Origin of the sequence: Polaromonas sp. CG_9.7 (genome assembly GCF_015752205.1) — a bacterium.
GTDB lineage: Bacteria > Pseudomonadota > Gammaproteobacteria > Burkholderiales > Burkholderiaceae_C > Polaromonas.
Genome location: NZ_JADOVG010000002.1, coordinates 1 through 22,164 on the forward strand (window position 1 = coordinate 1; position 22,164 = coordinate 22,164).

The following is a 22,164-nucleotide window of genomic DNA, read 5'->3' on the forward strand; positions in this document are numbered from 1 at the left end:
CATACGCACTGCGCGTTCGCGAACCTCGGGTGAAAACTTGTTTGACTTCTTCATGGCTCAATCCTCTCAGAGATTTGAGCCTCCTCAAAACCCGGGGCGATTCAGTTCAAACCCGGGGCGATTCAGTCTTCAACTTTGCGCCTGATGTTGCGCCCATCACTTTTTCAAAAGTCGAACTGCAAACAAACTGGTCAAAAACCTGCAGCGCTCTATACTGTATGCATGAACAGTATATTTTTGCTAACTCAACCGGTGCCTGTCTCCGACGCGCCGCTGTTGGCAAGGCTGCTGATCAGCCGGGTTTGTGCCGGTTTTCCATCACCCGCCGAAGACCTGGGCGCCCAGCGCATTGACCTCACGCAGGTGCTCATCACGCATCCGCAGGCAACCTTTTTATTGCGTGCCAAGGGGCATTCGATGGTGCAAGCGGGCATTTTTGACAATGACATCATGGTCGTGAACCGTGCTGTCGCACCCCGTCACAAGCATATCGTGGTGGCTGTGGTGGATGGCGAGTTCACCGTCAAGCGCTTGTACCAGCTGGGTGGACGCATCAAACTGCAGGCTGCCAATCCCACCTATCCTGACATCGTTCCGCATGACGACCAGACTCTTGAAGTCTGGGGCGTAGTCACTGCTTGCATCAAGCAATTCATTGCCTGAAAACAAGCAAAACGTGCTGTTTCCATGTACGCCCTGATCGATGGCAACAACTTTTATGTCAGCTGCGAGCGGGTGTTTCGTCCCAGCCTGGCAGGCCATCCGGTGGTCGTGCTCAGCAACAATGACGGCTGCGCCATTGCGCGGTCCAACGAAGCCAAGGCGTTGGGTATTGCCATGGGCGCGCCCTGGTTCGAAATCGAGCATATGGCCGAATCGGCGGGCCTTGTGGCTTTGTCGGCCAACTTTGCCTTGTATGGCGACATGAGTGACCGCATGATGAGCCTGGCCGCCGGACTGGGGCCTGCCCAGGAAATCTACTCGATTGACGAGTCGTTCATTGACCTTGCGGGTGTGCGAGGCTGCTTGGCAGACCGTGGCTTCAAGGTGAGGACGCGCATCCTGGACTGGATTGGCATTCCTTGCTGCGTCGGCATGGGCGCCACCAAGACACTGGCCAAGCTGGCCAACCATATTGCCAAGACCGCCGAACGCAAACCCGGCAGCTACCCGGCAGGCTTGGCCCAGGTGTGCAACCTGGCCGAACTCACGCCCGCGGCGCTCAATGAGGCGCTGGCCGCCACGGCGGCGAGCGAGGTCTGGGGTGTCGGGCGACGCATGACTGCGCAGCTCAAGGAAAACGGTGTGCATACGGCGCTGGATTTGGCCCGGCTGGACCCGGCGATGGTGCGCAGGCGCTGGTCGGTGGTGCTGGAGCGCACAGTGCGCGAGTTGCAGGGCATGGCGTGTATCGAGCTTGAGCTTGCACCGGCTCGCAAGCAGGAAATTGCCTGCACCCGTTCATTTGGGCAGCCGGTCACGGACCTGATCGACTTGAGCCAAGCCGTGACTGAATTTGCCAGCCGGGCAGCGCACAAGTTGCGCCGTCAGGGCAGTTTGTGCAATCAAGTGCTGGTCTTTGTCCGCACCAGCCCGTTTCGGCAAGCGCCCCAGTACAGCCGCTCGATCAGCATGCCGCTTCGCCGGCCCAGTGCGGATACGGGTGTGATCGTCGCGGCAGCGCTCAGGGGGCTTCGTGCCATCTACCGGCCGGGTTACCAGCTGGCCAAGGCAGGAGCCATGCTGCTGGAGTTGCAAGCCAATACGGTTCAACAGGCAGAGCTGGATCTGGACCACGGCGGTGTCCCTGAAAGAATCCAGAGAGAGCGCTTGATGACCGCAATGGACCAACTCAACCAGCGCTATGGCCGGGGCACGGTGCAGATGGCAAGTGGCACGCTGGCAGCAGACCCGAAGACCTGGGCCATGAAGCAAGAAAGGCTCACGCCGGGGTATACGACGTGCTGGGCAGACATGCCTGTGGCGAAGGCATAAATAACGGACCGGGTAAAGTTTGTCGTGGATGGCAGAAGGCATTCTCCTCTGACCGCTGCGCAGGCATTGCAACTGCGTCGTTCTTGATGTCCGCAACGCAGCGGGCTCGAATCAGATCAGCCGAGCAGGCCGATGATGATGTCCACGATCAGGTTGTTTTGCTGCTGCACCAGGACGATATCGCCACCGATTCGGGCGTAGCGATAGCCGTAGGGGGCAGGCGGCAGCAAGCGAATCACCGGTTGGGGAACGGTATAGACCATGACGCCCCTGGGCACCATCTGGCCGACTTGCCAGTTCCGGAGTTGCCCTGGAGGCATGCAGCCATTGTGTTTTTTGGCCAGTCCCGGAGGACAGTTTTTCCCATTGCCGTACGTCTGGAAATAATACTGGCGGACAACCGTGCGTTGCTGGTCATCAAAATAGCGGCCTTGCTTGATGTCTTCACGCTGGCGCTTTTCGGCGCGCTTTTCGGCCTTTTGATACTGCTTCTGGTCATCCTTGCGATCTTTGTAATATTCTTTTTCGGCGTGTTTTTGGGCTTTTTGGTATTCTTTCTGCGCGTGTTTTCCCTCGTCGTTTCCTTCATCGCCACGGTCTTTGGCAAAGCCGGGGGCAGCCGCAAGAAAAAGGGATGCCAGGGCCAGCGCGACAAGACGGCGTGGGGCGGTAGAGGGGCGGAAGTATGTCATTGTGTAGTCCATCGAGCTGGAAATAAGCTCATCAGTAAGTTTCACGCCGTTACGGACGGATAGCTGTAGGATACGCGCGCATATTGCTGCACCCGCTGGGTGCGACTTGCCCGGGCATGCGGCTAAAGGCACACCCATCCCGGAATGAAGCCCAAAGTCCTTCATCGTCCGGACAGGCTTTGCTGCCCCAACCTGCTCAGTCCAGAGAGTGGCGTGGCAGGTTGATGGTGAACGTGCATCCTGTGCCCGGCCTGTCCCGAACGCTCAGGGTGCCGCCGTCGGCCTCAATGCTTTTTCGGGCAATCGACAGGCCCAGGCCCATGCCCGTTTTGTCATCGCTGCGCTGACTGAACGGCTTGAACATCTTTTCTGTGTTTCCGGGTGGCAGGCCGCCGCAGTGGTCCTTCACGTCGATCAGGATGCGCTCGCCGACTGCGTAAGCCTCCAGCGTCACCTCGGTATGCCGGTGCGTGAACTTGAAGGCGTTGTGCAGCAGGTTCATCAGCGCGGCCAGTAGCAGGTCGTGGTTGACCTTGATGCCCAGGCGCGGGTCTACATCGGCCACGGTGAAGCGGCACCCTTGCGTGGTTGCATACAGGTCAGCGTCGCTTTTGGCGTCGGCAATGAAAGCTGCCAGCGAGAGGAGCGGCTGTTGTCCGGAAGCCTTGTTTTTAAGAGACACCTCGGCCAGGGCGTTGCTGATGAGACTGGCCATGGCCGCATGGCTGCGCCTCAACACCGCGCCTGTGGCCCCTGCCGGTGTCAGGTTGCCTATCTCCATGGCGGTGGCCGCAAGGCTGGCCGTGCCAAGCGCATTGCGCAACTCGTGCATCAAAAAGCCAAGCTGCTGGTTCTCATGGATGACGCGCTGCGCCGTGAGGGCCGCATCGCGCTGGGCGCTGAATTCGCTCACGGCGTCCGCAATGGCATTGTCCAGGCAACGGTTCAAGGTGCGGTATTCGTCAATGCTGAAAGGCGCATCCCGCTCGAAGGCCAGGTCGGTGATGGCCTGGCAGAGGTCGCCATAGTCATGCACGACCTGGTCCACGCTGTAGCCTAGGTGCAGCAATGCCTTGCCGTGCGCCGTCGCGGTCAGCCCCATCTCGGACAACCTGGAGACATCGCCGCCCGACGGGCCGGAAATTTGAAGGCTGATGCCGTCTTGATTGTCTTGCTCGGCCTTCAGTGTCCGGGTCAACTGGTCGATGAACATCGGAACGCCGTTTTTCAACTGCTGCTCGGTCGCGGCGCGTTTGGGCCTTCTGGCGACTTTTTCGATGCACCGGGCAATCAGGCTGTCGCGATTGTTGGCTAAAAACTCGTTCATCATGGTGTCAATGTTCCTTGCGTCAAGCATTTGTTTGCAATGAACGGAGTCCACTGACGTTGCGATCGCCCAATGCACAAGCGCTATCGGATCTGTGGAAACCAACGCAAATCACGCTGGATTTTCCTTGCAGCAGTGAATCTTCCTAGGCATTAACTGCTATAGAATTTATAGCTGCTGGCGCTTTCTGAACATGCGCTGCAAGCCTTTTTTATTCTGAAAACAGATGGACTGGCAAGAAAATACCTGTCAAGCCTCTCAGGTATTTCACACAAAAATTAACACATCGCAATGAAACAGTATGTGCGTTGCCGCACATAGCGGTCAACGTGCGCGCATTTGGTGCGCAGCAGACGGCTGGCCTGGCCAGGAAAAGGACGGAAAGGGCGCGCCCGCCTTAGGCGCAGGAAAGCAGGCGTCCTACATTTTCCGGCAGGACGCTGGTTACGCTTGTTCATGCAGTTGAGAATCTACATTGTTGAAGACAACCCGATCATTCTGGAGTGGCTGGCCGAAGCCCTTGAGGAATTGACCAGCACGCGTGTGATCGGCTCATCAGGAAGCGAATGCGAGGCCTGCCGCTGGCTGAGCACGCACCAGTGTTCCTGGGATGTGGTGGTGGTGGACCTGTGGCTTGCCCAGGGCAACGGGCTGGAGGTGATCAAGCGCCTTCACCCGACGCTTGCGCAGAAAGTTGTCGTGCTGACGAATTATCCGACCCCGCAAATGCGTGAACTGTGCATGTCTGCCGGTGCCAATGCATTTTTTGACAAGTCAACGGAACTCGACGAGTTCACGTCCTACGTATTTGAGGAAAGTGTCAATCATCAGGACGCACCCTGAGCCGAAAATACCTGGCGGCTCCGAATTGAAAACGTCCGCCATGCGTTTGCGAATTCCAGCCGGTGCATCTGGCCAAAGCCCTGTCTCGGACTTTGGCCTGTCGCAGTGAAGTGTGCAAGCCTGAAACCAGATTCAGGCCGGCCCCCAAGCCTTTAGCAGAAGTACTGCGACCAGTAGTAAGTACTGATGGTCGGGTTGTAGCCAGGGTTGGCGAATTTGGCCTTATACAACTTGTTGTTCGAATAGGTCACGATGCTGCCCGCCGCGTACTGCTTGCCCTGGCTCCAGCCGGCAGCGCTGCAGCTTCCCGCTATGGCGGTTTGCTGGGTTGGGGCTGGTGTTGAAGCTGAGGCCACAAAGCCGCCAGAAGACTTGAAGATGTTGTAGAACTGGAAGTCAGACTGCGCCACGCCACTGAACGATGACAGGTTGGTCGAGCCGTTGTAAGCCTGTGCGCGGTCTCTTTGAAAGGACCAGTAGGAAATCATGCCTACGCCGTTTTGCTTGGCAAAGTTGGCAACCATTTGCGCATCGTCAAGTGTGAAGCTCGAACCGTCGTCGTTCTTGCCAATCATCGGCGTGATGCCCATCATCGCGTAAAGCTGTGACTGGGTCTTGTTGCGAAAGATCGACGTCATCTGGTTGGCTGCAGCGCGGAATGTCATGAGCGACGCTTCGCCAACGCTGTTCGAGGGGACCATGGTGCGCAGGTTCGAGACGCCGAAGCTCTGCGCCATCACATTGACCATGTCGATTCGCACGCCAGCTGCAACGGTCGTGTTCAATAAATTAATGGAGTCGGGATTGAAGCCTAGCAGCCAGCCAGGCAGGGAAAAGGAAATATACAGGTCAGGATACTTCGCCTGCAGCCGCGCCAGAACACGCGCCCGGCGGGCCGTGGCGCCCACATCCTTGAGCTGAGGGCCTTCGATGTCGAAATCGAAGCGGCGGTTGTTCGAGTCGCGCATCAGGTTTTCCATCAGGCTGAACAGCTGGTCATCGTCCCTGCAGGCAACTTCGGCATACACGCCATTCGAACCGCCAAAGGAAATAAGCAAGCGTCCGCCGGACTCGACGAACTTGCGTGCGTCCGGGAGCTTGTTCGTCAGATCCGGAACCAGCGCGCAGTTGCCGTTGGTGACGGCAAAGGAAAGGATGGCACTGTTCATGCCGGCAGATTGTTTCGCATCATTCAGCGAACCGCCCCAGGAATGAAAATACGGGACTACTTCTGCAGCGCTGGCTGCCTGGCCCAGACAAAGGACAAGGGCGCCAGTCAGGGCTTTGGTGATCGAATTGAATTTGAAACGTGAATGCATCATGTTGAGTTTTGGGCGTGAAAGGATCATTTGATCCAATGAATGAACCGAACGACTGCGGATTAAATGGAAGCCTGGCAACCACACAATGCTGAAAATTCAGCTTGGCGCCGGGCAGCGAAGCCAGGGCTTGGCACGCGTTATCAGGCGATGCTTTCCCAGGCTGCAATTCATTCGAAGGCGGCCTATAAGCCGGTGAACGAAAAGTGATCGGATTTTGTCCGTCGAGCTAATGAGGGTCAACCAGCGTGAAGTAACACACGGTTTCTAGCGAAATAACAAGTAACCACAAGACCGGGTGGCCACGTCATGAAGTGCCGCTTGTGGTAGAGAATTCGTTAAAAAGGCTTGAAAAAGGACCGTGCAAGAGGAGAAAACAGTTCTGCAGCGAATTGACAGCGCGGTCTTGGAGCTTTAAAAACACGACAGTTTTTTCAGTGATTGTGTTAACGCGCCGTGAAGCTGCGGCAACAAATTGTTGCGATTGCGTAGAAGTGAAGCGAGGCTACACAGCTTTTATTCTGTTCTTGGTCCCTTTTTTTCCATGTATTTTCTGAAAATCCAGTCTGCTTGAAGGCGGCGCCTGATTTCAGCCCGCTAACACGGCCGTGACTTCGATTTCTACCTTGGCCTGGGTTTCAATCAACGCTGCGACCTGCACGCAGGTCATGGCCGGAAAATTTCGGCCCATGACTTCGCGGTAAACCGCACCGATTTCTTTCAGCCGGGTGGAGTATTCGACCCGGTCAACGATGTACCAGGTCATGCGCACCATGTGCTCGGGACCGGCGCCGCCAGCCTTCAGGACGGCCATGATGTTTTGCAGGGTCTGCCGGGTCTGGGCGACAAAGTCATCGCTTTCAAAGTGCTGCTGCGCATTCCAGCCGATCTGGCCGCCGACAAACAGCAGGTCGCCACGCGCGAGGATGCCGTTGGCATAGCCTTTGGGTTCTGCCCATTCGGGTGGCTGAAGTCTGGTGATCATGGTGTGGATTCCGAAGGTGTCTGGAGGAAGGGCTGCAGGGCAAGGCGCAAATCGTCCGGAATGCGCACCGTCTTGCCCTGCGGAACAGTTGAATGGACGACCACGCCTTGCGCTCTTAATTTAATAGCTGGTGGTGCGCCTGGGGTATGCGTTGGCGCATGAATTTCATAGTGCATGCCAAGGCTGGCGCCACCGATGCGCGTCAGTTCCAGCGTCAGGGTGAGCACATCGCCATGGCGGCACATGCCGAGGAATTCGGTCTTCATGTCGACGATAGGCAGGCCCATCCCTTTGGCAATCAGGTCGTGCTCGGGAAAGCCGATATGCGCCAGGAAATCCTCTTGCACCTCATGCAGCAGCACATAGAACTGCGGGTAAAAAACAATGCCCGCCGGATCGCAGTGCTGAAAGCGCACGCGCTTGTGGACGGTGAACTTCATGGCTTGCGCAGCTTGAAGCGCTGCAGCTTGCCGGTTTCGGTGCGCGGCAGCTGCGCCATGAAGGCGATCTGGCGTGGGTACTTGAACGGCGCGAGCATGGCCTTGACATGCTCTTGCAGGGCCTTGGCCAAGGCAGCATCGCCTATGTAACCAGGCCTGAGCACCACGAAGGCTTTCACAACCATGCCCCGGTCGGCATCGGGAATGCCGACCACGCCGCATTCGGCCACCGCCGGATGCTTGAGCAGTGCGTCCTCGACCTCCGGGCCGGCGACGTTGTAGCCGGCGGTGATGATCAGGTCGTCGTCACGCGCCTGGTAGAAAAAGTAACCGTCCGCGTCTTGCGTGAAGGCGTCGCCGGGGAAATTCCAGCCATCCTTCACATAATTACGCTGGCGCTCGTCGTCCAGGTAGCGGCAGCCGGTCGGGCCCATCACCGCCAGCCGGCCGATATGCCCAAGCGGCACTTCTGCGCCGTTGTCATCCACCACTTTCGCGCTATAGCCGGGCACGACCTTGCCGATGGCGCCCGGACGCACGTCGCCGGGTGTCGAGGAAATGAAGATGTGAAACATCTCGGTCGCGCCGATGCCATCGATGATCTCGATGCCGGTGGCGTCCTTCCAGAGTTGGCGCGTGGCGTCCGGCAGGCTTTCGCCCGCACTCACGCACAGCCGCAGGTCCGGTACGCCATGCAGCCGGGCAAACGCGGCCATCTGGCGGTAAAACGTTGGCGCGGTGTAGCAAATGGTCGCTCCGACCTGCTGGATGAGCTGGACCATCGCCTCGGGGGTGTAGGAAATCGACGGGTAGTACACCGACGCGCCAGCCCACATTGGAAAGATCAACAGGCCGCCCAGGCCGAAGGTGAAAGCCAGCGGCGGCGAACCCATGACGATGTCGTCAGGCCGGGCCTGCAGCACATGGCGCGGCCAGGCTTCGCAAGCGGCCAGCACGTCGCGGTGGCTGTGCACTGCCGCCTTGGGGCTGCCGGTGGTGCCCGAGGTGAAGGCCATCAGGGCAATGTCGTCGCTGGCGGTCGGGCAGGGCGTGAAACAGCCGTCTTTTTGCGCCGACAGCACCGCCATCGAGCCGGGGGCGTTCATCAGGTTGAAGGGAATGATGGTCTGCAGCGTGCCGCCGCGTGACTGTGCAATCTGCAGTTCTTCCAGCAACGCGCCGTCGCACAGCGCCAGCAGGGGCTGGGCCTTGGCAATGATTTCGCCCAGTTCCTTGGCGCGCAGCAGCGGCATGCCGGCAACAGCCACTCCGCCGGCTTGCACCACGGCCAGCCAGGCCAGCGCCATGCCGATGGAATTGCCGCCGCGCAGCAGCACGCGGTTGCCGGGCTGCAGCCCAAAATCCTCGGTCAGCACCTGGGCGATACGGTTGACGCGGTCCAGGGCATCGGCATAGCTCAGCGTGATGCGGTCCGAGCGCAGCATCGGCCGGTCGCCATTGCCGTTTTGAAAAGCCCGGTTGAACAGCACCTCGACCAGGTTGGCCTGCGCCGGAATGTCGCTGTCAGGCGGATACACACGCCGGGGCCACTGGTCTGGCGGCGGCAGGCGGTCATGCACAAAGCGGTCGGTCTGTGCAGACGCGGCACTGCCTGCCGGAGCGGTCGTTGAAGGGGAGGTCGTGTTCATGATTGCAGTACCGCCTTGCCAATGATGAGTTGCTGGACTTCGGTGGCGCCTTCGTAAATGCGCAATGCACGGATGTCGCGGTACAGGCTTTCGACCTTGGTGCCGACCTTCACGCCCAGGCCGCCGTGCAGCTGCAGCGCCATGTCGATGACGCGCTGGGCATTTTCAGTCGCGGTCATCTTGGCCATCGCGGCTTCTGCCGTGACCCGCACCGGGTTGCCCCGGCGTTCGCCTTCGTCGCGCAGCCAGGCGGCGCGGTAGGTCAGCAGCGCCGCCGCATCGATCAAGGCCGCCATTTCACCGATTTTGGCCTGCGTCAATTGAAAGTCGGCGAGCGTCTGGCCGAACATCTGGCGGGTTTTGGCATGTCGCACCGCCTCAAGCAGTGCGCGCCGTGCCATGCCCAGCGCCGCACCGGCCACCGAGGCGCGAAAGATGTCCAGCGTCTGCATCGCCAGCCGGAAGCCGCCGTTGAGCAGCCCCAGTTGCGCATCGCCTTCCAGCCGGCAATCGGTGAACTTCAGCGTGGCCAGCGGGTGCGGCGACATCACGGCGATGTGCTCGCTGGCGTCCAGGCCGGGCACGCTGGCGTCGATGATGAAGGCGGTGATGCCGCGTGTGCCCGCTGCCGGGTCGGTCTTGGCAAAGGTGACGTAGAAATCGGCAATGCCGCCATTGCTGATCCAGGTCTTGCTGCCGTTGACGGCCCATCCGCCTTCGGCCTGGGCCGCGCGGGTCGTCATGGCGCCGGCGTCCGACCCGGCATCGGCTTCGCTCAGGGCAAAGGCGGCTATTTTTTCGCCGCTGGCGACCTGCGGCAGGTAAGCGGCCTGCTGCGCCGGTGTGCCGGCCAGCGTGATGGCGCCGCTGCCCAGGCCTTGCATGGCGAACGCAAAATCAGCCAGCGGCGAATGAAAGGCCAGCGTTTCGCGCAGGATGACCAGCGCGCGCGAGTCGAGCGCGGGCAACGCACCACCCCATGCGCCGTCAGTACCCGCCGGTACGCAGTAGCGCAGCCAGCCCGCATCGCCCAGCCGCTGGACCCATTCGCGGCAGGCGCGCCGGTCGTCGTGTTCATCGACCTGCTGGCCGGGAATCCAGTCGGCCAGCCGCGCACCGAGTTCGCGGTGAACGTCGTCAAAGAAAGGCAGCGCCAGGTGGGTGGTTGTGGGGGTCATGGGCAAGGTCTTTCTGCGTGGGTGTGTTTGGGGCGGGTTCAGTCGCCTTGGAACACCGGTTTTTGTTTGGCGGCAAAGGCGTCGTAGGCACGTGTGAAGTCCTGCGTCTGCATGCAGATGGCTTGTGCCTGCGCCTCGGCTTCAATCGCCTGGTCCAGCGTCATGGCCCACTCCTGGTGCAGCATGGTCTTGGTCATGGCGTGCGCAAAGGTCGGGCCGCTGGCCAGGTCGCGCGCCAGCTTGTGCGCCGCCTGCATCAACGCCTCGGGCGCATGCAGCGCATTGAAAAAGCCCCATTGCAGGCCTTCCTCAGCGCTCATGGCGCGGCCGGTGAACAGCAATTCCGACGCCCGGCCCTGGCCAATCAGGCGCGGCAGCAGCGCACAAGCGCCCATGTCCGCGCCGGCCAGACCGACGCGGGTGAACAAAAAGGCAGTGCGGGCCTGCGCTGTTCCCAGCCGCAGGTCGGACGCCAGTGCCATCATCGCGCCGGCACCGGCGCAAATGCCGTCGATGGCCGCCACGATGGGTTGCGGGCAGGCGCGCATGGCCTTGATCAGGTCGCCGGTCATGCGGGTGAATTCAAGCAGCGCGGGCATGCGCATCCTGGTCAGCGGGCCGATGATTTCATGCACATCGCCGCCCGAGCAGAAGTTGCCGCCCGCGCCGGTCAGCACGATGACCTTCACGTCGGTGGCGTGGTTCAGTGCGCGAAACAGGTCGCGCAACTCGGCATAGGACGCAAAGGTCAGCGGATTCTTGCGCTCCGGGCGATTCAGCGTCAGTGTGGCAACGCCGTCGTCGAAGGCATAGGCGAAATGCTGCGCCTGGTAGGCGCCCAGCGCATCGAATTGCGCATGCATGGGGTTGGCCGGGCCGATGTAGTGTTTCATGCAGTTTCCAGTGGGGTGTCGAGTGAGGTGTCGTGGTGGTAATGCTGCTTGACCTTGCCCAGCAGCTGGTGCAGGGCTTCGACCTCGGCAGGCGACAGGCCGTCGAAAGCGGCGACGATCCAGCCTTCATGCTGGAGCGCCATGTCGGCGAACAGGGCGCGGCCGGGCGGCGTCAGGCGCACCCGGTAAGCGCGGCGGTCGCCTTCGACCTTGATGCGTTCGACCAGCCCTTCGGCCACCAGCTGGTCGGTGATGCCGGTGACGTTGCCGCCGGTCACCATCATGCGGCGCGACAGCTCGTTCATCTTCAGCCCCTCGGGCTGGCGTTCAAGCTGCGCCATCAAGTCAAAGCGCGGCAGCGTGGTGCCGAACTGCTCGCGCAACTGGGTGCGCACCTGCTTTTCAATCAGCTGCGTCAGCGTCAGCATGCGCAGCCACAGGCGCAGGGCTTCGGGGTGTTCGCTGTGGCCGCGTGCTTCCATGTCCATCGGTTTTTTCCTGTCGGTCATTAATGCTATATATTTGATAGCTGCTTGCGCTCGGCAGGATTGCGCTGAAGCCAAATTCTTCCTGAGTTTTTAAACAGCTGCCCAGCGCCCTGCATGCGCTTCATCTTCTCTTTTGTCGTTGCGGGCTTGACCCGCAATCCACAACCCCATGACTCCAACCCATTCAGCACCCGCTTGAAAGTTCCAGGCTGCGGTCGGCTTTGCACAGGTGGATCCCGGGTCTAGCCCGGGATGGCAACGCTTCCGGGATGACAATGCTTTTCGATCTTCAAACTCCTTATTTGATAGCTGCTTGCGCAGGTCCCGTCTGCGCCAGAGCCTCTTTTTGCTTGAAAATCTCGCGGTAAAGCTGGTCCCGGCCGCTCAAATACGGCTTGGGCCAGTCCACCTGCCGGCTTTGCAGTTTGGCTGCTTCATGCAGCGTCCAGGCCGGATCGGCCAGGTGCGGGCGGGCAATGGCGCACAGGTCGGCGCGGCCGGCGGCAATGATGCTGTTGACCTGGTCGGCCTCGGAAATCGCGCCGACGGCCATTGTCTGGATGCCGACTTCGTTGCGGATGCGGTCGGCAAACGGGGTCTGGTACATGCGTCCGTAAATCGGTTTGGCCGCGCGCGTCGTCTGGCCCGACGACACGTCGATGACATCGCAACCGGCCGCCTTGAACAGCCGGGCGATCTGCACGGCATCGTCGTCGGTGTTGCCGCCGGGCGCCCAGTCGTGGGCCGAGATGCGCACGCTCATCGGCAGGTGCGCAGGCCACACCGCCCGTATCGCGCTGAACACTTCAAGCGGGTAGCGGCAGCGGTTTTCCAGGCTGCCGCCATAGTCGTCGCCGCGCTGGTTGGTCAGCGGCGTAATGAAGCTCGACAACAGGTAGCCGTGGGCGCAGTGCAGTTCCAGCCAGTCGAAACCGGCTTCGACCGCCCGCTGTGCGGACTGCACAAACTTGTCCTTCAGGCGCGCCATGTCGGCGTGCGTCATGGCCTGCGGCATCTGGTTGGTCGGACCATAGGACACGGCGCTGGCGGCCAGCAGCGGCCAGTTGCCTTCAAGCACCGGTTCATCTGGTGATTCCCAGCCCACCTGCGTCGAACCCTTGGGGCCGCTGTGGCCCAGTTGCAGGCCGATCTTCGCGCCCGTGCCTGCAGCATGGACAAAATCGGCAATCCGCTTGAAGGCAACCATTTGCGCGTCATTCCACAAGCCGGTGCAGGCCGGCGTGATGCGGCCCTCGGGCTCGGGCGACGTCATTTCAACCAGTACCAGCGCCGCCCCGCCCAGCGCCCGCGCGCCCAGATGCACCAGGTGAAAGTCCTGCGGCACGCCATCGACCGCGCTGTACATGGCCATGGGGGAGACGACGATGCGGTTTTTCAGCGTCAGACCGCGCACTGTCAGCGGCAGCAACATCGGCGGGGGCGGAGTGGCCCTAACGCTCGCCACACTTCCCCGTTCGTCCTTAGCCTTTCGAGGGCCGCCATCCGACGAAGCCTTATTTTCCAAGACGGGGCCGCGGGACTGGCTTTGCCAGACCGCAGGCGCAGCGGCCCCCTCGGGGGGCAGCGAACCACACGAAGTGGGAAGCGTGGGGGTCATTCCTGCCAGCCACTGCTCATAGTCCTGCAGCCAGGCGGCGTCGCGCACGCGCAGGTTTTCGTGGCTGATGCGCTGCGAGCGCGTCATCATTGAATAGAAGAACTGCTCGGCTTCCAGGCCGCTGTAGCGTTCGACGTTTTCAAACCATTCGGTCGAATTGCGAGCGGCGTTCTGGATTTTCAGCACCTCGATCGAGCGCAGCGCTTCGTACGCCTGCAGCGCGTCGTCAGTTTCGGGGTGCGCTGCAAAGCAGCGCGCCAGCTCGATGGCGTCTTCAAGCGCCAGCTTGGTGCCGCTGCCAATCGAAAAATGCGCGGTGTGCGCCGCGTCGCCCATCAGCACGATGGGCACACGTTTGCCGTGTAGGGTTTCATGGTGCACCCAGCGCCCGCAGACCACGCGCGGAAAGCGGATCCAGATGGCCGAGCCGCGCACATGCGTGGCGTTGTTCATCAGCGGGTGGCCATTCAGGTATTTGGCAAAAAGGCGTTCGCAAAACGCAATGCCGTCTTGCTGGCTCATCTGGTCCAGACCGTGTGCCTTCCAGACGGCTTCGGGCGTTTCGACGATGAAGGTCGAGGTGGTGGCGTCGAACTGGTAGGCATGGGCGGCAAACCAGCCGTGCTCGGTCTGCTCGAAAGCAAAGGTGAAAGCGTCAAACGTCTGCTTTGTGCCCAGCCAGACAAAGCGGCAGTTGCGCAATTCCACATCGGGCTGGAAGGTGTCGGCATAGCGGCTGCGGATGCGGCTGTTCAGGCCGTCGCAGGCAATGACCAGGTCGGCGTTGTACTGCGCCGCGATTGCCTGGTCGTCGCTCACGTCGGTCTCGAACACCAGATCAACGCCGAGCGCCAGGCAACGGTCCTGCAGGATGTTGAGCAGCCGCTTGCGGCCGATACCGCAAAAGCCGTGGCCGCCCGAGCGCACTGCGGTGCCCTTGAAGAACATCTCGACGTCGTCCCAGTGGTTGAACGCGTCACCAATCAGTTTCGCACTGTCCGGGTCGGCGGACTGCAGATTGGCCAGCGTCTGGTCTGACAGCACCACGCCCCAGCCAAAGGTGTCGAAAGGGCGGTTGCGCTCAACCACCGTGACCTGGAGGGACGGGTCTTGCCGCTTCATCAGCAGGCTGAAATACAAACCGGCGGGACCGCCGCCCAGGCAAAGGATGTGCATGCAATGCGTGCCTCGTGAATTGATCTAGCCTTAATTGTTTAAGGTTAAAGTAAATTCGTCAAGCGGGTTTACGGCAGCCCCGCGCGGGGCTTGCGGACATGCAGGAAATAAAATGGAAATGGAGATGGAAATGAAAATGGACGCCTGGCGATGCAGGCGCACGGCCTGTCAGGGCGCCTGGAAGCCCTTAGCCCGGTAGGTCAGCACCAGTGTGTCGCGCACGCCGCCCTGACGGTCCTGGCCGTCGGCCGGGAAAATCGGCGTGGTTTCGTGGATCACACGTTCGTCATCCATAAGCAGCGCCGTCAGCGGCTCCTCCATCAAAAAACGCATGCCGTGCGGGCCGTGGGCATCGAAGACGCGGGTTTCGCCACCCTTGACGCCGCGCCGCGCCACCAGCAACACGACGACAAAATCCACGCCGTCGCGGTGCGCGCCCTCGGGCGTCGGCCGGCCCACGCCCTCGGTGGTGTCGATGCGGAACTGGTGCGCTTCGATGTGCCAGCGTGGCACCGCCCTGACTTGGGCAAACAGCCGGCCCAGGCTGGCCAGCAGTTCCCGCCACGCGGGTGCTTCGGCGACGGCCGCCTCGACCGGGTCGAACCAGCGCTCGAAGCCGCCATGCAGCGCGTTGTAGTCCAGCGGCTGCCAGTGCGCCCGGTGCGGCGTTTGCGCAAGCGCGTTGCTGTCCAGGTTCTGGATAAAGCAGGCATGGCGGCGGCGCCGGTAATTGCCACCATCCTTCAGGTGCGCATCGGTTGGCAGCCGGTCCCAGGAAGTGCTCAGCGCATCCCAGCCTTGCTGCCACTGCGGCGCCTCAAGCATCAGGCTGGCATAGAAATCAGCCGGTAGCAGCAGGCTCAGCCCGTCCTGGCGAAGCGACTGGTCGGCGGGTTTTTGGACGGTGACAATATTGAACATAGCCGCTATTTTGCGCGATGACCGGCAGCCTGAAGGGCGCCCGCCTGGCAAGGCCCGCTGGCCGCTGCGTGACATGGCAGCCACCTACATACACGTGCGCAGAAGCTGCGGATAATCACACCAGTGTTTCAACCTCAGGAGGCGTATTCGATGCTGTACAGATTCAAGTCAAAAAATATGGGTGATGTGATCATGCTGGAGCCCAATGGCCGGCAGATGCTGGAAATCATCGGCAAGACGCCTGGCCCGCGCGGCATTATCCTGCCCGAGCAGATGCCTGCCGCCATCAAGGCGCTTGAAGCCGCGATCAAGCTCGAAGAGTCGGGTGACGACAAGGACGGCGATGGCGTGCCCGAAGGCGTTGGACTGCACCAGCGCGCCAAGCCCTTCATCGACATGCTGCGCTGGAACATCCAGGCAAGCCAGGAAGTGGTCTGGGGCGTTTGAGCATGCTCGGGCCGCCACTGCGGTGAATTGAAAAAGCCCCGGCAACGGGGCTTTTTCTGCGTCTGGTGGCAAGTGCCGCGTCAATCGACCTTGGCGCCTGAGGTTTTCACCACCTGCGCCCATTTCTTGTGCTCGGCATTGATGAAGTCTGTGAACTGCGCGGGCGTGTTGCCACCGGGAACGGCACCCTGCGCGAGCAGTTTTTCCTTGATGGCCGGTGTTTTCAGCGACTTGGCCGCTTCCTGCTGGATGCGGCTGATGATGTCAGGCGGTGTGCCTGCAGGCGCCAGCAGGCCGAACCAGGAACTGGCCTCGAAGCCTTTGAACGCCGGGCCGCCGGCTTCCTCGACCGTTGGCACGTCGGGCAGCGCGGGGGAGCGCTGCGCGCTGGTCACGGCCAGCGCCTTGAGCCGGCCCGACTTGATCAGCTGCATCGACGACGGCAGGTTGTCGAACATCACGTCCATGTCGCCGGATGCCAGTGACATCAGCGCCGGGCTTGAGCCGCCGTAGGGAAAGTGGATCATGTAGGTACCGCTCATGGTCTTGAACAGCTCGCCTGCCATGTGGATCGAGGTGCCATTGCCGCTCGACGCCATGTTGAGCTTTCCCGGATTGGCCTTGGCCACACGGATGAAGTCAGCGACGTTGTTGATGCCGGCTGCCTTGGCTTTTTCAGCGTTCACGACCATGACATTGGGAACGCCGGCCACCAGCGTGATGGGCGCAAAGTCCTTTTGCGGGTCAAACGTCATGCGGCTGTACAGCGACTTGTTGATGCCGTGCGTGCCGACGGTTCCCATCAGCAGCGTGTAGCCGTCGGGCGCCGCCCTGGCCACCACGTCGGCGCCAATGTTGCCGCCCGCACCGGCGCGGTTTTCCACTACAAAGGGCTGGCCAAAGGCATTCTGCAACTCGGGTGCCATGGCGCGGGCCATGATGTCGGTGGTGCCGCCCGGTGCAAACGGCACGATGATCTTGACCGGGCGGGTCGGCCATGTCGTCTGGCTCAAGACCGGGTTTGCTACGAAAATAGTAGCTACAAGTGCAGTGTATGCGAGCGCAGAGCGGCGATTTGGCTTGAAAATTGGTGTCAACAGGGTCTCCGTAAATAGTCCAGCATCCACCTTAGCGGTGACCGGCCGCAGTTTCAACAGGGTTAATCCGGGCACCAATGAAAAAGCCGCTTGGCTTTCGCCGGGCGGCTTTGCAATGCAGCGGGTCGGGAGCGATCAGTCGGCGAATTTGCCGGCGGCTTCAATCACCGGCTTGAGCTTGTTGATTTGGGACGTCACGAAGGCCTTGTGCGCAGCAGGCTCGACACGGTTGTCGGCCACCAACACGGCGCCCAGGCCTTCCTGCTTCTGGATGAAGTCAGGGTCTTTCAGCGCTTTCTTCAGCGCAGCGTTGATCTGCGCCAGCACGGCAGGCGGTGTGCCTTTGGGTGCGTACAGGCCGTGCCAGATCGTCAGGTCAAAGCCCTTCAAGCCCATTTCCTGCAGGGTCGGCAGGTCCTTGAGCACTTTGTTGTTTGTCAGGGGCTTGGTGGTCGTGACTGCATAGGCCTTGACGCGACCGGCTTCGATCTGTCCGGTGGTGTTGGTGGTCTGGTCGCACATCATGTCGACCTGGCCGCCGACCAGTGCATTCATCGCCGGCGCGGTGCCACCGAATGGAATGGTGGTCATCGGTTCCTTGGCATTGATGGCCGACTGCCACATCAGGCCGCACAGGTGCGAGGCTGATCCCAGCCCGGCATGCGCGATGTTGAGCTTGCCAGCATTGACGCGAATGTAGTTTTCCAGATCGCGGTAGGTGTTGGCCTCCATCTGGGGCTTGCCAATCAGCGTCATCGGCACTTCATTGATCATGCCGAGGTATTCGAAATCTTCCAGCGGTTTGTACTGCAGTTTGCGGTACAGGCCGGGCGCAGCCGCCATGCCGATGTGGTGCAGCAGCAGCGTGTGGCCGTCGGGCGCTGCCTTGGCAGCCTTGTTGGCGCCGATGGTACCGCCGGCACCATTGACGTTTTCCACCACGAAGTTGGCGCCGCCCCCCATTGACTTGCGCATGGCTTCGGCCAGATCACGCGCCACGCGGTCGGTCGGGCCGCCTGCGGCAAAGGGCACGACGAAGGTGATGGGCTTGCTGCCCGGAAAGGTTTGGGCGCTGACCGAGAAGAAGGCAGCTGCTGCCACAGCAAGAACTAACAGGCGTTTCATGAACGTCTCCAGGCGAATAAGTGGATAGGGTGGAACTCTTGACCAGATGAGTCTAAGAGATCATTTTGTGTCGCATATCGCGGGAACTACTTACAAGGGAATCCCCTGTGTTCGCTATTTGTAGCTGCGAGCGTCTTCAATGACCTTGCCGTCGTTGGGCAAGCTGCCGGGAACCAGCAGCTCTACCGTGCCGCGCAGTTTGGTCACGTCGCGAATGGCGTCGCTGATGCGCTGGTCCAGCCCTGCCGGTGAAGAACGGGTCTCCACCCGCAGGCACATGCTGTCGTTTGCCATTTCGCCGCTGACCACCAGCCGGGCCTTGATGACTTCGGGAAAACGCCGGGCAATCTCGGCGACTTGCGCTGGATGCACAAACATGCCGCGCACCTTGGTGGTCTGGTCGGCACGGCCCATCCAGCCCTTGATGCGGGTGTTGGTGCGACCGCTCGGGCATTGGCCCGGCAGCACCGCCGACAGGTCGCCGGTGCCAAAGCGGATCAGCGGATAGTCGGGGTTCAGCGTGGTCACGACCAGCTCGCCGACTTCGCCCTCAAGCACCGGGTCGCCGGTACCCGGACGGACAATTTCAACGATCACGCCCTCGTCAACCACCAGGCCTTCGCGCGCTTCAGTTTCATAGGCGATCAGCCCCAGGTCGGCAGTGGCGTAGCACTGGTAGCCGGCAATGCCGCGTTCGGCCAGCCAGTCGCGCAGGCTGGGTGGAAAAGCCTCGGCCGACACCAGCGCCTTGGTCACGCTGGGCAACGCGACTTTCATTTCAGCGGCTTTTTCGACAATGATTTTCAGGAAACTTGGCGTGCCGATGTAGCCCGCAGGCTTGAGTTCGGCCATGGCCTGGACCTGCTGTTCGGTCTGGCCGGTGCCGCCGGGAAACACGCTGCAGCCCAGCGCGTGCGCGCCGCTTTCCATCATGGAGCCGGCCGGTACGAAGTGGTAGCTGAAGCAGTTGTGAACCAGCTCGCCTGGCCTGAAGCCCGCCGCAAACAGTGCGCGTGCCATGCGCCAATAGTCGCGGCGCGTGCCTTCCGGCTCGTACATCGGACCGGGGCTCGAAAAGACGCGCGGCATGGCAGCGCCAAAGCCCAAGGTGCTGAAGCCGCCGAACACGTTTTCAGCACGTCTGGCCTGCTGACGCGCCAGCAGGTCGGACTTGCGCGTGACGGGCAGCGTGGCCAGCGCGGTGCGGCTGGTGATTGCAGCCGGATCGATACCCGCCAGAATTTCGGCAAACGCGGATGAAGCGCTGCGCGCATGGGCAATCTGCGCAGGCAGGGCGGCCAGCAACGCGGCTTCGCGTTCGGCTGGGGCGCGGGTTTCCAGCGCATCCATGTGGAGTGATGTCATGAAAGGTATTGGGTTAAAGGTTAAAGCACGCAGGCGGACGGTGTTAGAAGCATCTGGCGAGCCCGAACCGGATTCGGGGAGGCCCCCATTCCAAGCTTCTCCCAGCGGAGAAGGAGAAAAACCAGGTGGAAAAAGAGGTATGCATGTGCCAGCCCTCTAGGAGAAGACAGCGCAGTCCGGGAATCGACAAACGTAGGAGCGATATCGTTCTAAGCCAGCAGGGGCCGCGGGACTGGCTTCGCCAGACCGCAGGCGCAGCGGCCCCCTCGGGGGGCAGGGAGCCACACGCAGTGGGCGACCGTGGGGGCAACATCAGGCCAGCCAGCGCTTGCGGCGCTTGTAGCTTTTCACGTCCTTGAAACTTTTGCGTTCACCGCCGCCGACGCCGAGGTAGAACTCTTTCACGTCCTCGTTATTGGCCAGGTCGCTGGCAATGCCGTCCATCACCACGCGGCCCGATTCCATGATGTAGCCATAGTCGGAATACTTCAGCGCCATGTTGGTGTTCTGCTCGGCCAGCAAAAAAGTGACTTTTTCCCTGGTGTTCAGGTCTTTGACGATGTTGAACACTTCTTCCACGATCTGCGGGGCCAGGCCCATCGACGGCTCGTCAAGCAGCACCATGCTCGGGTTGGTCATGATGGCGCGGCCAATCGCGCACATCTGCTGCTCGCCGCCCGAGGTGTAGGCGGCCTGCGACGTGCGCCGCGTCTTCAGACGGGGAAAGTAGTCGTAGACCTTTTCCAGGTTGGCCGCAATTTCAGCCTTGCTGGTGCGGGTATAGGCGCCGGTCAACAGGTTTTCTTCAATGGTCAGGTGGGCAAAGCAGTGCCTGCCTTCCATGACCTGCACCACGCCGCGCTGCACCAGATCGGCCGGCGACAGGTTCTCTATGCGTTCGCCGCGCAGTTCGATCGAGCCCTTGGTGACTGCGCCTCGCTCGCCTTGCAGCAGGTTGGAAATAGCGCGCAGCGTCGTGGTCTTGCCGGCGCCATTGCCGCCCAGAATGGCGACGATCTTGCCCTCGGGCACCTGCAGCGAGACGCCCTTGAGCACCAGGATCACATGGTTATAGATGACCTCGATGCCGTTGACGTTGAGAACGATTTTTTTGGGTTCCATAGGTTTCTCTTCTGTGTCTGTGCCAGGCGAGAAGCTTGCACGCAAGCTTCTCGCCTGGCGGCTCCGCAAGGAAGCCGCCAGGTCCCTGTCGCGACGTTGCTGCCGCGCCAGGGACCCATCCCGTCAGGACTGGCAGTCTGCCGGGTCGCGGCGCGTCAGCTTCTTGTCGGCCAGGTACTTGTCGGCGCCTGCCTTCACCAGAGGCTTGATGATCTGGTCATCCGACTGGTACCAGTCAGAGCTCATGGCCCATTTTTTGCCGTCCCAGGTCTGCACGCGTGCCCAAGTCGATCCCATGTGGTCGGCGCAGCTGGTGGAGATCGGGCGCATCACGCCGGCAAAGCCCAAGGCGTCAAGCCTTTTCTGGTCGAGGTTCAGGTTTTCCAGGCCCCAGCGCACCTGCTCGCCGGTCATGACCTTGCCCTTGCCGAAGCGCTCCTGCGCGCGGCGCACGGCCTCGATGCTCAGCATCTGGATGATCGCACCGCGCATGTAGAGCACCGAGCCGACTTCGTCCTTTGGACCCGTGCCCTGGCCCTTTTCATGCACCAGCTTGAGGATGTCCTGCATGACCTTGGATTCCTGGCCCGAGCCATTGAGCGCCAGCGCCTGGTAGCCCTTGGCGCCTTCGCCCACGTCACGCACATCGGGCTCTGCGCCGGCCCACCACACGCCATACAGTTTCTCGCGCGGAAAGCCGGTTGCCTGCGCTTCCTTCAGCGCGGTGGAATTCATCACGCCCCAGCCCCACAGCAGCACATAGTCAGGCTTGGCCTGGCGCACCTGCAGCCAGGCGGCCTTTTGCTCGACGCCGGGCGCCGTCACCGGCAGCAGCTGCAACTCGAAGCCGTGCATCTTGGCGCGTTCCTGCAACAGCGGAATCGGCTCCTTGCCGAACGGGCTGTCGTGGTAGACCAGCGCAATCTTTTTGCCCTTGAGCTTGTCCAGGCCACCGGCGTTTTTGCCGATGTGCTGGATCAGGATGTCGGCGGCGGTCCAGTAGCTGCCCATCAGCGGGAAGTTCCACTTGAAGGCCTGGCCGTCCTGCGCCACCGACAGGCCGTAGCCCAGCGTGACCAGCGGGATTTTGTCGGTCGGAACTTTTTCGGTCAGCGCAAAGGTGATGCCGGTGGCCTGCGGGTCGATCAGCGCCACGCCGGGCCTGTTTTTCAGGCGCTCGTAGCATTCCACGCCGCGGTCGGTGGCGTAGCCGGTTTCGCATTCTTCAAACGTCAGCTTGACGCCGTTGATGCCGCCGTCGCGCGCATTGACCATCTTGATGTAGTCCTGCTTGCCATTGGCCCAGGGCGTGCCGTTGGGCGCGTAGGGGCCGGTGCGGTAGGACAGCAGCGGGAAGAACTGCTCCTTGGCCTGCGCAAAAGCACTGGTGGACAGCGACGCCGCCCCAGCGGCGAGCACGGTCGCGGCAATCACGAGTTTCGAAAGCTTCATGGATGTCTCCTTGGAATAAAAATGTGGAAGCA

21 protein-coding genes are annotated in these 22,164 nt (G+C 61.2%); 5 read left to right on the forward strand and 16 right to left on the reverse strand.

What is annotated here, in order from left to right; all coding sequences use genetic code 11:
- Positions 1-222 precede the first annotated feature (222 nt).
- Both IWX87_RS01990 and IWX87_RS01995 read left to right on the forward strand, forming a co-directional pair.
- Positions 223-663, forward strand: coding sequence for a LexA family transcriptional regulator (locus IWX87_RS01990; RefSeq protein ID WP_196861847.1), 441 nt, complete (start codon positions 223-225; stop codon positions 661-663).
- A 24-nt stretch (positions 664-687) separates the two neighbouring features.
- On the forward strand, positions 688-1,995 hold the full coding sequence (locus IWX87_RS01995) for a Y-family DNA polymerase (RefSeq protein ID WP_196861848.1): 1,308 nt from the start codon (positions 688-690) through the stop codon (positions 1,993-1,995).
- Positions 1,996-2,111: 116 nt separating this feature from the next.
- On the opposite strand, the gene IWX87_RS19985 is transcribed toward IWX87_RS01995, so the two are convergent.
- Both IWX87_RS19985 and IWX87_RS02005 read right to left on the reverse strand, forming a co-directional pair.
- Positions 2,112-2,732, reverse strand: coding sequence for an RcnB family protein (locus IWX87_RS19985; protein WP_196861849.1), 621 nt, complete (start codon positions 2,730-2,732; stop codon positions 2,112-2,114).
- Positions 2,733-2,883: 151 nt separating this feature from the next.
- Positions 2,884-4,017: a HAMP domain-containing sensor histidine kinase gene (locus IWX87_RS02005; RefSeq protein WP_348535229.1), complete on the reverse strand. Its 1,134-nt coding sequence runs from the start codon at positions 4,015-4,017 to the stop codon at positions 2,884-2,886.
- 453 nt (positions 4,018-4,470) lie between these two features.
- Here IWX87_RS02005 and IWX87_RS02010 point away from each other — a divergent pair, with 453 nt between their 5' ends.
- On the forward strand, positions 4,471-4,857 hold the full coding sequence (locus IWX87_RS02010; protein ID WP_196861850.1) for a response regulator transcription factor: 387 nt from the start codon (positions 4,471-4,473) through the stop codon (positions 4,855-4,857).
- Positions 4,858-5,009: 152 nt separating this feature from the next.
- Here IWX87_RS02010 and IWX87_RS02015 read toward each other — a convergent pair whose 3' ends face one another.
- On the reverse strand, positions 5,010-6,026 hold the full coding sequence (locus IWX87_RS02015) for a hypothetical protein (protein ID WP_196861851.1): 1,017 nt from the start codon (positions 6,024-6,026) through the stop codon (positions 5,010-5,012).
- A gap of 216 nt (positions 6,027-6,242) precedes the next feature.
- Here IWX87_RS02015 and IWX87_RS19520 point away from each other — a divergent pair, with 216 nt between their 5' ends.
- On the forward strand, positions 6,243-6,386 hold the full coding sequence (locus IWX87_RS19520; RefSeq protein WP_231376509.1) for a hypothetical protein: 144 nt from the start codon (positions 6,243-6,245) through the stop codon (positions 6,384-6,386).
- Between the two features lie 379 nt (positions 6,387-6,765).
- On the opposite strand, the gene IWX87_RS02020 is transcribed toward IWX87_RS19520, so the two are convergent.
- The 8 genes from IWX87_RS02020 to IWX87_RS02055 all read right to left on the reverse strand — a co-directional run bounded on the left by IWX87_RS02020 (position 6,766) and on the right by IWX87_RS02055 (position 15,524).
- Entirely contained in the window at positions 6,766-7,161 is a 396-nt protein-coding gene (locus IWX87_RS02020) for a RidA family protein (protein ID WP_196861852.1), read from the reverse strand.
- The gene (locus tag IWX87_RS02025) at positions 7,158-7,601 is read right to left on the reverse strand and encodes a thioesterase family protein (protein WP_196861853.1); all 444 of its coding nucleotides are present in this window, start codon (positions 7,599-7,601) and stop codon (positions 7,158-7,160) included. The genes IWX87_RS02020 and IWX87_RS02025 overlap by 4 nt, the downstream gene beginning before the upstream one ends.
- Positions 7,598-9,250 (reverse strand): AMP-binding protein, encoded by a 1,653-nt coding sequence (locus IWX87_RS02030; protein ID WP_196861854.1) that lies wholly within the window; start codon positions 9,248-9,250, stop codon positions 7,598-7,600. Before IWX87_RS02030 ends, IWX87_RS02025 begins: the two co-directional genes overlap by 4 nt.
- Positions 9,247-10,428: an acyl-CoA dehydrogenase family protein gene (locus IWX87_RS02035; RefSeq protein WP_196861855.1), complete on the reverse strand. Its 1,182-nt coding sequence runs from the start codon at positions 10,426-10,428 to the stop codon at positions 9,247-9,249. Before IWX87_RS02035 ends, IWX87_RS02030 begins: the two co-directional genes overlap by 4 nt.
- Positions 10,429-10,466: 38 nt before the next feature.
- On the reverse strand, positions 10,467-11,321 hold the full coding sequence (locus IWX87_RS02040) for an enoyl-CoA hydratase family protein (protein ID WP_196861856.1): 855 nt from the start codon (positions 11,319-11,321) through the stop codon (positions 10,467-10,469).
- Complete coding sequence (locus IWX87_RS02045; RefSeq protein WP_196861857.1) at positions 11,318-11,809, reverse strand: MarR family winged helix-turn-helix transcriptional regulator; 492 nt, start codon at positions 11,807-11,809, stop codon at positions 11,318-11,320. The genes IWX87_RS02040 and IWX87_RS02045 overlap by 4 nt, the downstream gene beginning before the upstream one ends.
- 298 nt (positions 11,810-12,107) lie before the next feature.
- Positions 12,108-14,603: a bifunctional salicylyl-CoA 5-hydroxylase/oxidoreductase gene (locus tag IWX87_RS02050; protein ID WP_196861858.1), complete on the reverse strand. Its 2,496-nt coding sequence runs from the start codon at positions 14,601-14,603 to the stop codon at positions 12,108-12,110.
- A gap of 168 nt (positions 14,604-14,771) precedes the next feature.
- Complete coding sequence (locus tag IWX87_RS02055) at positions 14,772-15,524, reverse strand: 2OG-Fe dioxygenase family protein (protein WP_196861859.1); 753 nt, start codon at positions 15,522-15,524, stop codon at positions 14,772-14,774.
- 150 nt (positions 15,525-15,674) lie between these two features.
- Here IWX87_RS02055 and IWX87_RS02060 point away from each other — a divergent pair, with 150 nt between their 5' ends.
- Positions 15,675-15,971 carry a DUF1840 domain-containing protein gene (locus IWX87_RS02060; protein ID WP_196861860.1) on the forward strand — a complete coding sequence of 99 codons (297 nt, stop codon included), beginning with the start codon at positions 15,675-15,677 and terminating at the stop codon, positions 15,969-15,971.
- An 80-nt stretch (positions 15,972-16,051) separates the two neighbouring features.
- On the opposite strand, the gene IWX87_RS02065 is transcribed toward IWX87_RS02060, so the two are convergent.
- The 5 genes from IWX87_RS02065 to IWX87_RS02085 all read right to left on the reverse strand — a co-directional run bounded on the left by IWX87_RS02065 (position 16,052) and on the right by IWX87_RS02085 (position 22,132).
- Positions 16,052-17,005: a tripartite tricarboxylate transporter substrate binding protein gene (locus IWX87_RS02065; RefSeq protein WP_280757869.1), complete on the reverse strand. Its 954-nt coding sequence runs from the start codon at positions 17,003-17,005 to the stop codon at positions 16,052-16,054.
- Positions 17,006-17,203: 198 nt separating this feature from the next.
- Positions 17,204-18,193, reverse strand: coding sequence for a tripartite tricarboxylate transporter substrate-binding protein (locus tag IWX87_RS02070; protein ID WP_196861862.1), 990 nt, complete (start codon positions 18,191-18,193; stop codon positions 17,204-17,206).
- A 114-nt stretch (positions 18,194-18,307) separates the two neighbouring features.
- Positions 18,308-19,558 carry a phenylacetate--CoA ligase family protein gene (locus IWX87_RS02075; protein ID WP_196861863.1) on the reverse strand — a complete coding sequence of 417 codons (1,251 nt, stop codon included), beginning with the start codon at positions 19,556-19,558 and terminating at the stop codon, positions 18,308-18,310.
- A 312-nt stretch (positions 19,559-19,870) separates the two neighbouring features.
- The gene (locus tag IWX87_RS02080) at positions 19,871-20,680 is read right to left on the reverse strand and encodes an ABC transporter ATP-binding protein (protein WP_196861864.1); all 810 of its coding nucleotides are present in this window, start codon (positions 20,678-20,680) and stop codon (positions 19,871-19,873) included.
- Positions 20,681-20,803: 123 nt separating this feature from the next.
- On the reverse strand, positions 20,804-22,132 hold the full coding sequence (locus IWX87_RS02085; RefSeq protein ID WP_196861865.1) for an ABC transporter substrate-binding protein: 1,329 nt from the start codon (positions 22,130-22,132) through the stop codon (positions 20,804-20,806).
- Between the last annotated feature and the right edge of the window lie 32 nt (positions 22,133-22,164).

What these genes read in the sequence shown, in the direction of transcription:
- IWX87_RS02010 (WP_196861850.1), top strand. Translation starts at nt 4,471, where the DNA reads ATGCAGTTGAGAATCTACATTGTTGAAGACAACCCGATCATTCTGGAG.
- IWX87_RS02025 (WP_196861853.1), bottom strand. Translation starts at nt 7,601, where the DNA reads ATGAAGTTCACCGTCCACAAGCGCGTGCGCTTTCAGCACTGCGATCCG.
- IWX87_RS02005 (WP_348535229.1), bottom strand. Translation starts at nt 4,017, where the DNA reads ATGATGAACGAGTTTTTAGCCAACAATCGCGACAGCCTGATTGCCCGG.
- IWX87_RS01990 (WP_196861847.1), top strand. Translation starts at nt 223, where the DNA reads ATGAACAGTATATTTTTGCTAACTCAACCGGTGCCTGTCTCCGACGCG.
- IWX87_RS02045 (WP_196861857.1), bottom strand. Translation starts at nt 11,809, where the DNA reads ATGGACATGGAAGCACGCGGCCACAGCGAACACCCCGAAGCCCTGCGC.
- IWX87_RS02015 (WP_196861851.1), bottom strand. Translation starts at nt 6,026, where the DNA reads ATGAACAGTGCCATCCTTTCCTTTGCCGTCACCAACGGCAACTGCGCG.
- IWX87_RS02070 (WP_196861862.1), bottom strand. Translation starts at nt 18,193, where the DNA reads ATGAAACGCCTGTTAGTTCTTGCTGTGGCAGCAGCTGCCTTCTTCTCG.
- IWX87_RS02075 (WP_196861863.1), bottom strand. Translation starts at nt 19,558, where the DNA reads ATGACATCACTCCACATGGATGCGCTGGAAACCCGCGCCCCAGCCGAA.
- IWX87_RS02055 (WP_196861859.1), bottom strand. Translation starts at nt 15,524, where the DNA reads ATGTTCAATATTGTCACCGTCCAAAAACCCGCCGACCAGTCGCTTCGC.
- IWX87_RS02085 (WP_196861865.1), bottom strand. Translation starts at nt 22,132, where the DNA reads ATGAAGCTTTCGAAACTCGTGATTGCCGCGACCGTGCTCGCCGCTGGG.
- IWX87_RS02060 (WP_196861860.1), top strand. Translation starts at nt 15,675, where the DNA reads ATGCTGTACAGATTCAAGTCAAAAAATATGGGTGATGTGATCATGCTG.
- IWX87_RS02035 (WP_196861855.1), bottom strand. Translation starts at nt 10,428, where the DNA reads ATGACCCCCACAACCACCCACCTGGCGCTGCCTTTCTTTGACGACGTT.
- IWX87_RS02040 (WP_196861856.1), bottom strand. Translation starts at nt 11,321, where the DNA reads ATGAAACACTACATCGGCCCGGCCAACCCCATGCATGCGCAATTCGAT.
- IWX87_RS19520 (WP_231376509.1), top strand. Translation starts at nt 6,243, where the DNA reads ATGGAAGCCTGGCAACCACACAATGCTGAAAATTCAGCTTGGCGCCGG.
- IWX87_RS02030 (WP_196861854.1), bottom strand. Translation starts at nt 9,250, where the DNA reads ATGAACACGACCTCCCCTTCAACGACCGCTCCGGCAGGCAGTGCCGCG.
- IWX87_RS02020 (WP_196861852.1), bottom strand. Translation starts at nt 7,161, where the DNA reads ATGATCACCAGACTTCAGCCACCCGAATGGGCAGAACCCAAAGGCTAT.
- IWX87_RS02080 (WP_196861864.1), bottom strand. Translation starts at nt 20,680, where the DNA reads ATGGAACCCAAAAAAATCGTTCTCAACGTCAACGGCATCGAGGTCATC.
- IWX87_RS02050 (WP_196861858.1), bottom strand. Translation starts at nt 14,603, where the DNA reads ATGCACATCCTTTGCCTGGGCGGCGGTCCCGCCGGTTTGTATTTCAGC.
- IWX87_RS01995 (WP_196861848.1), top strand. Translation starts at nt 688, where the DNA reads ATGTACGCCCTGATCGATGGCAACAACTTTTATGTCAGCTGCGAGCGG.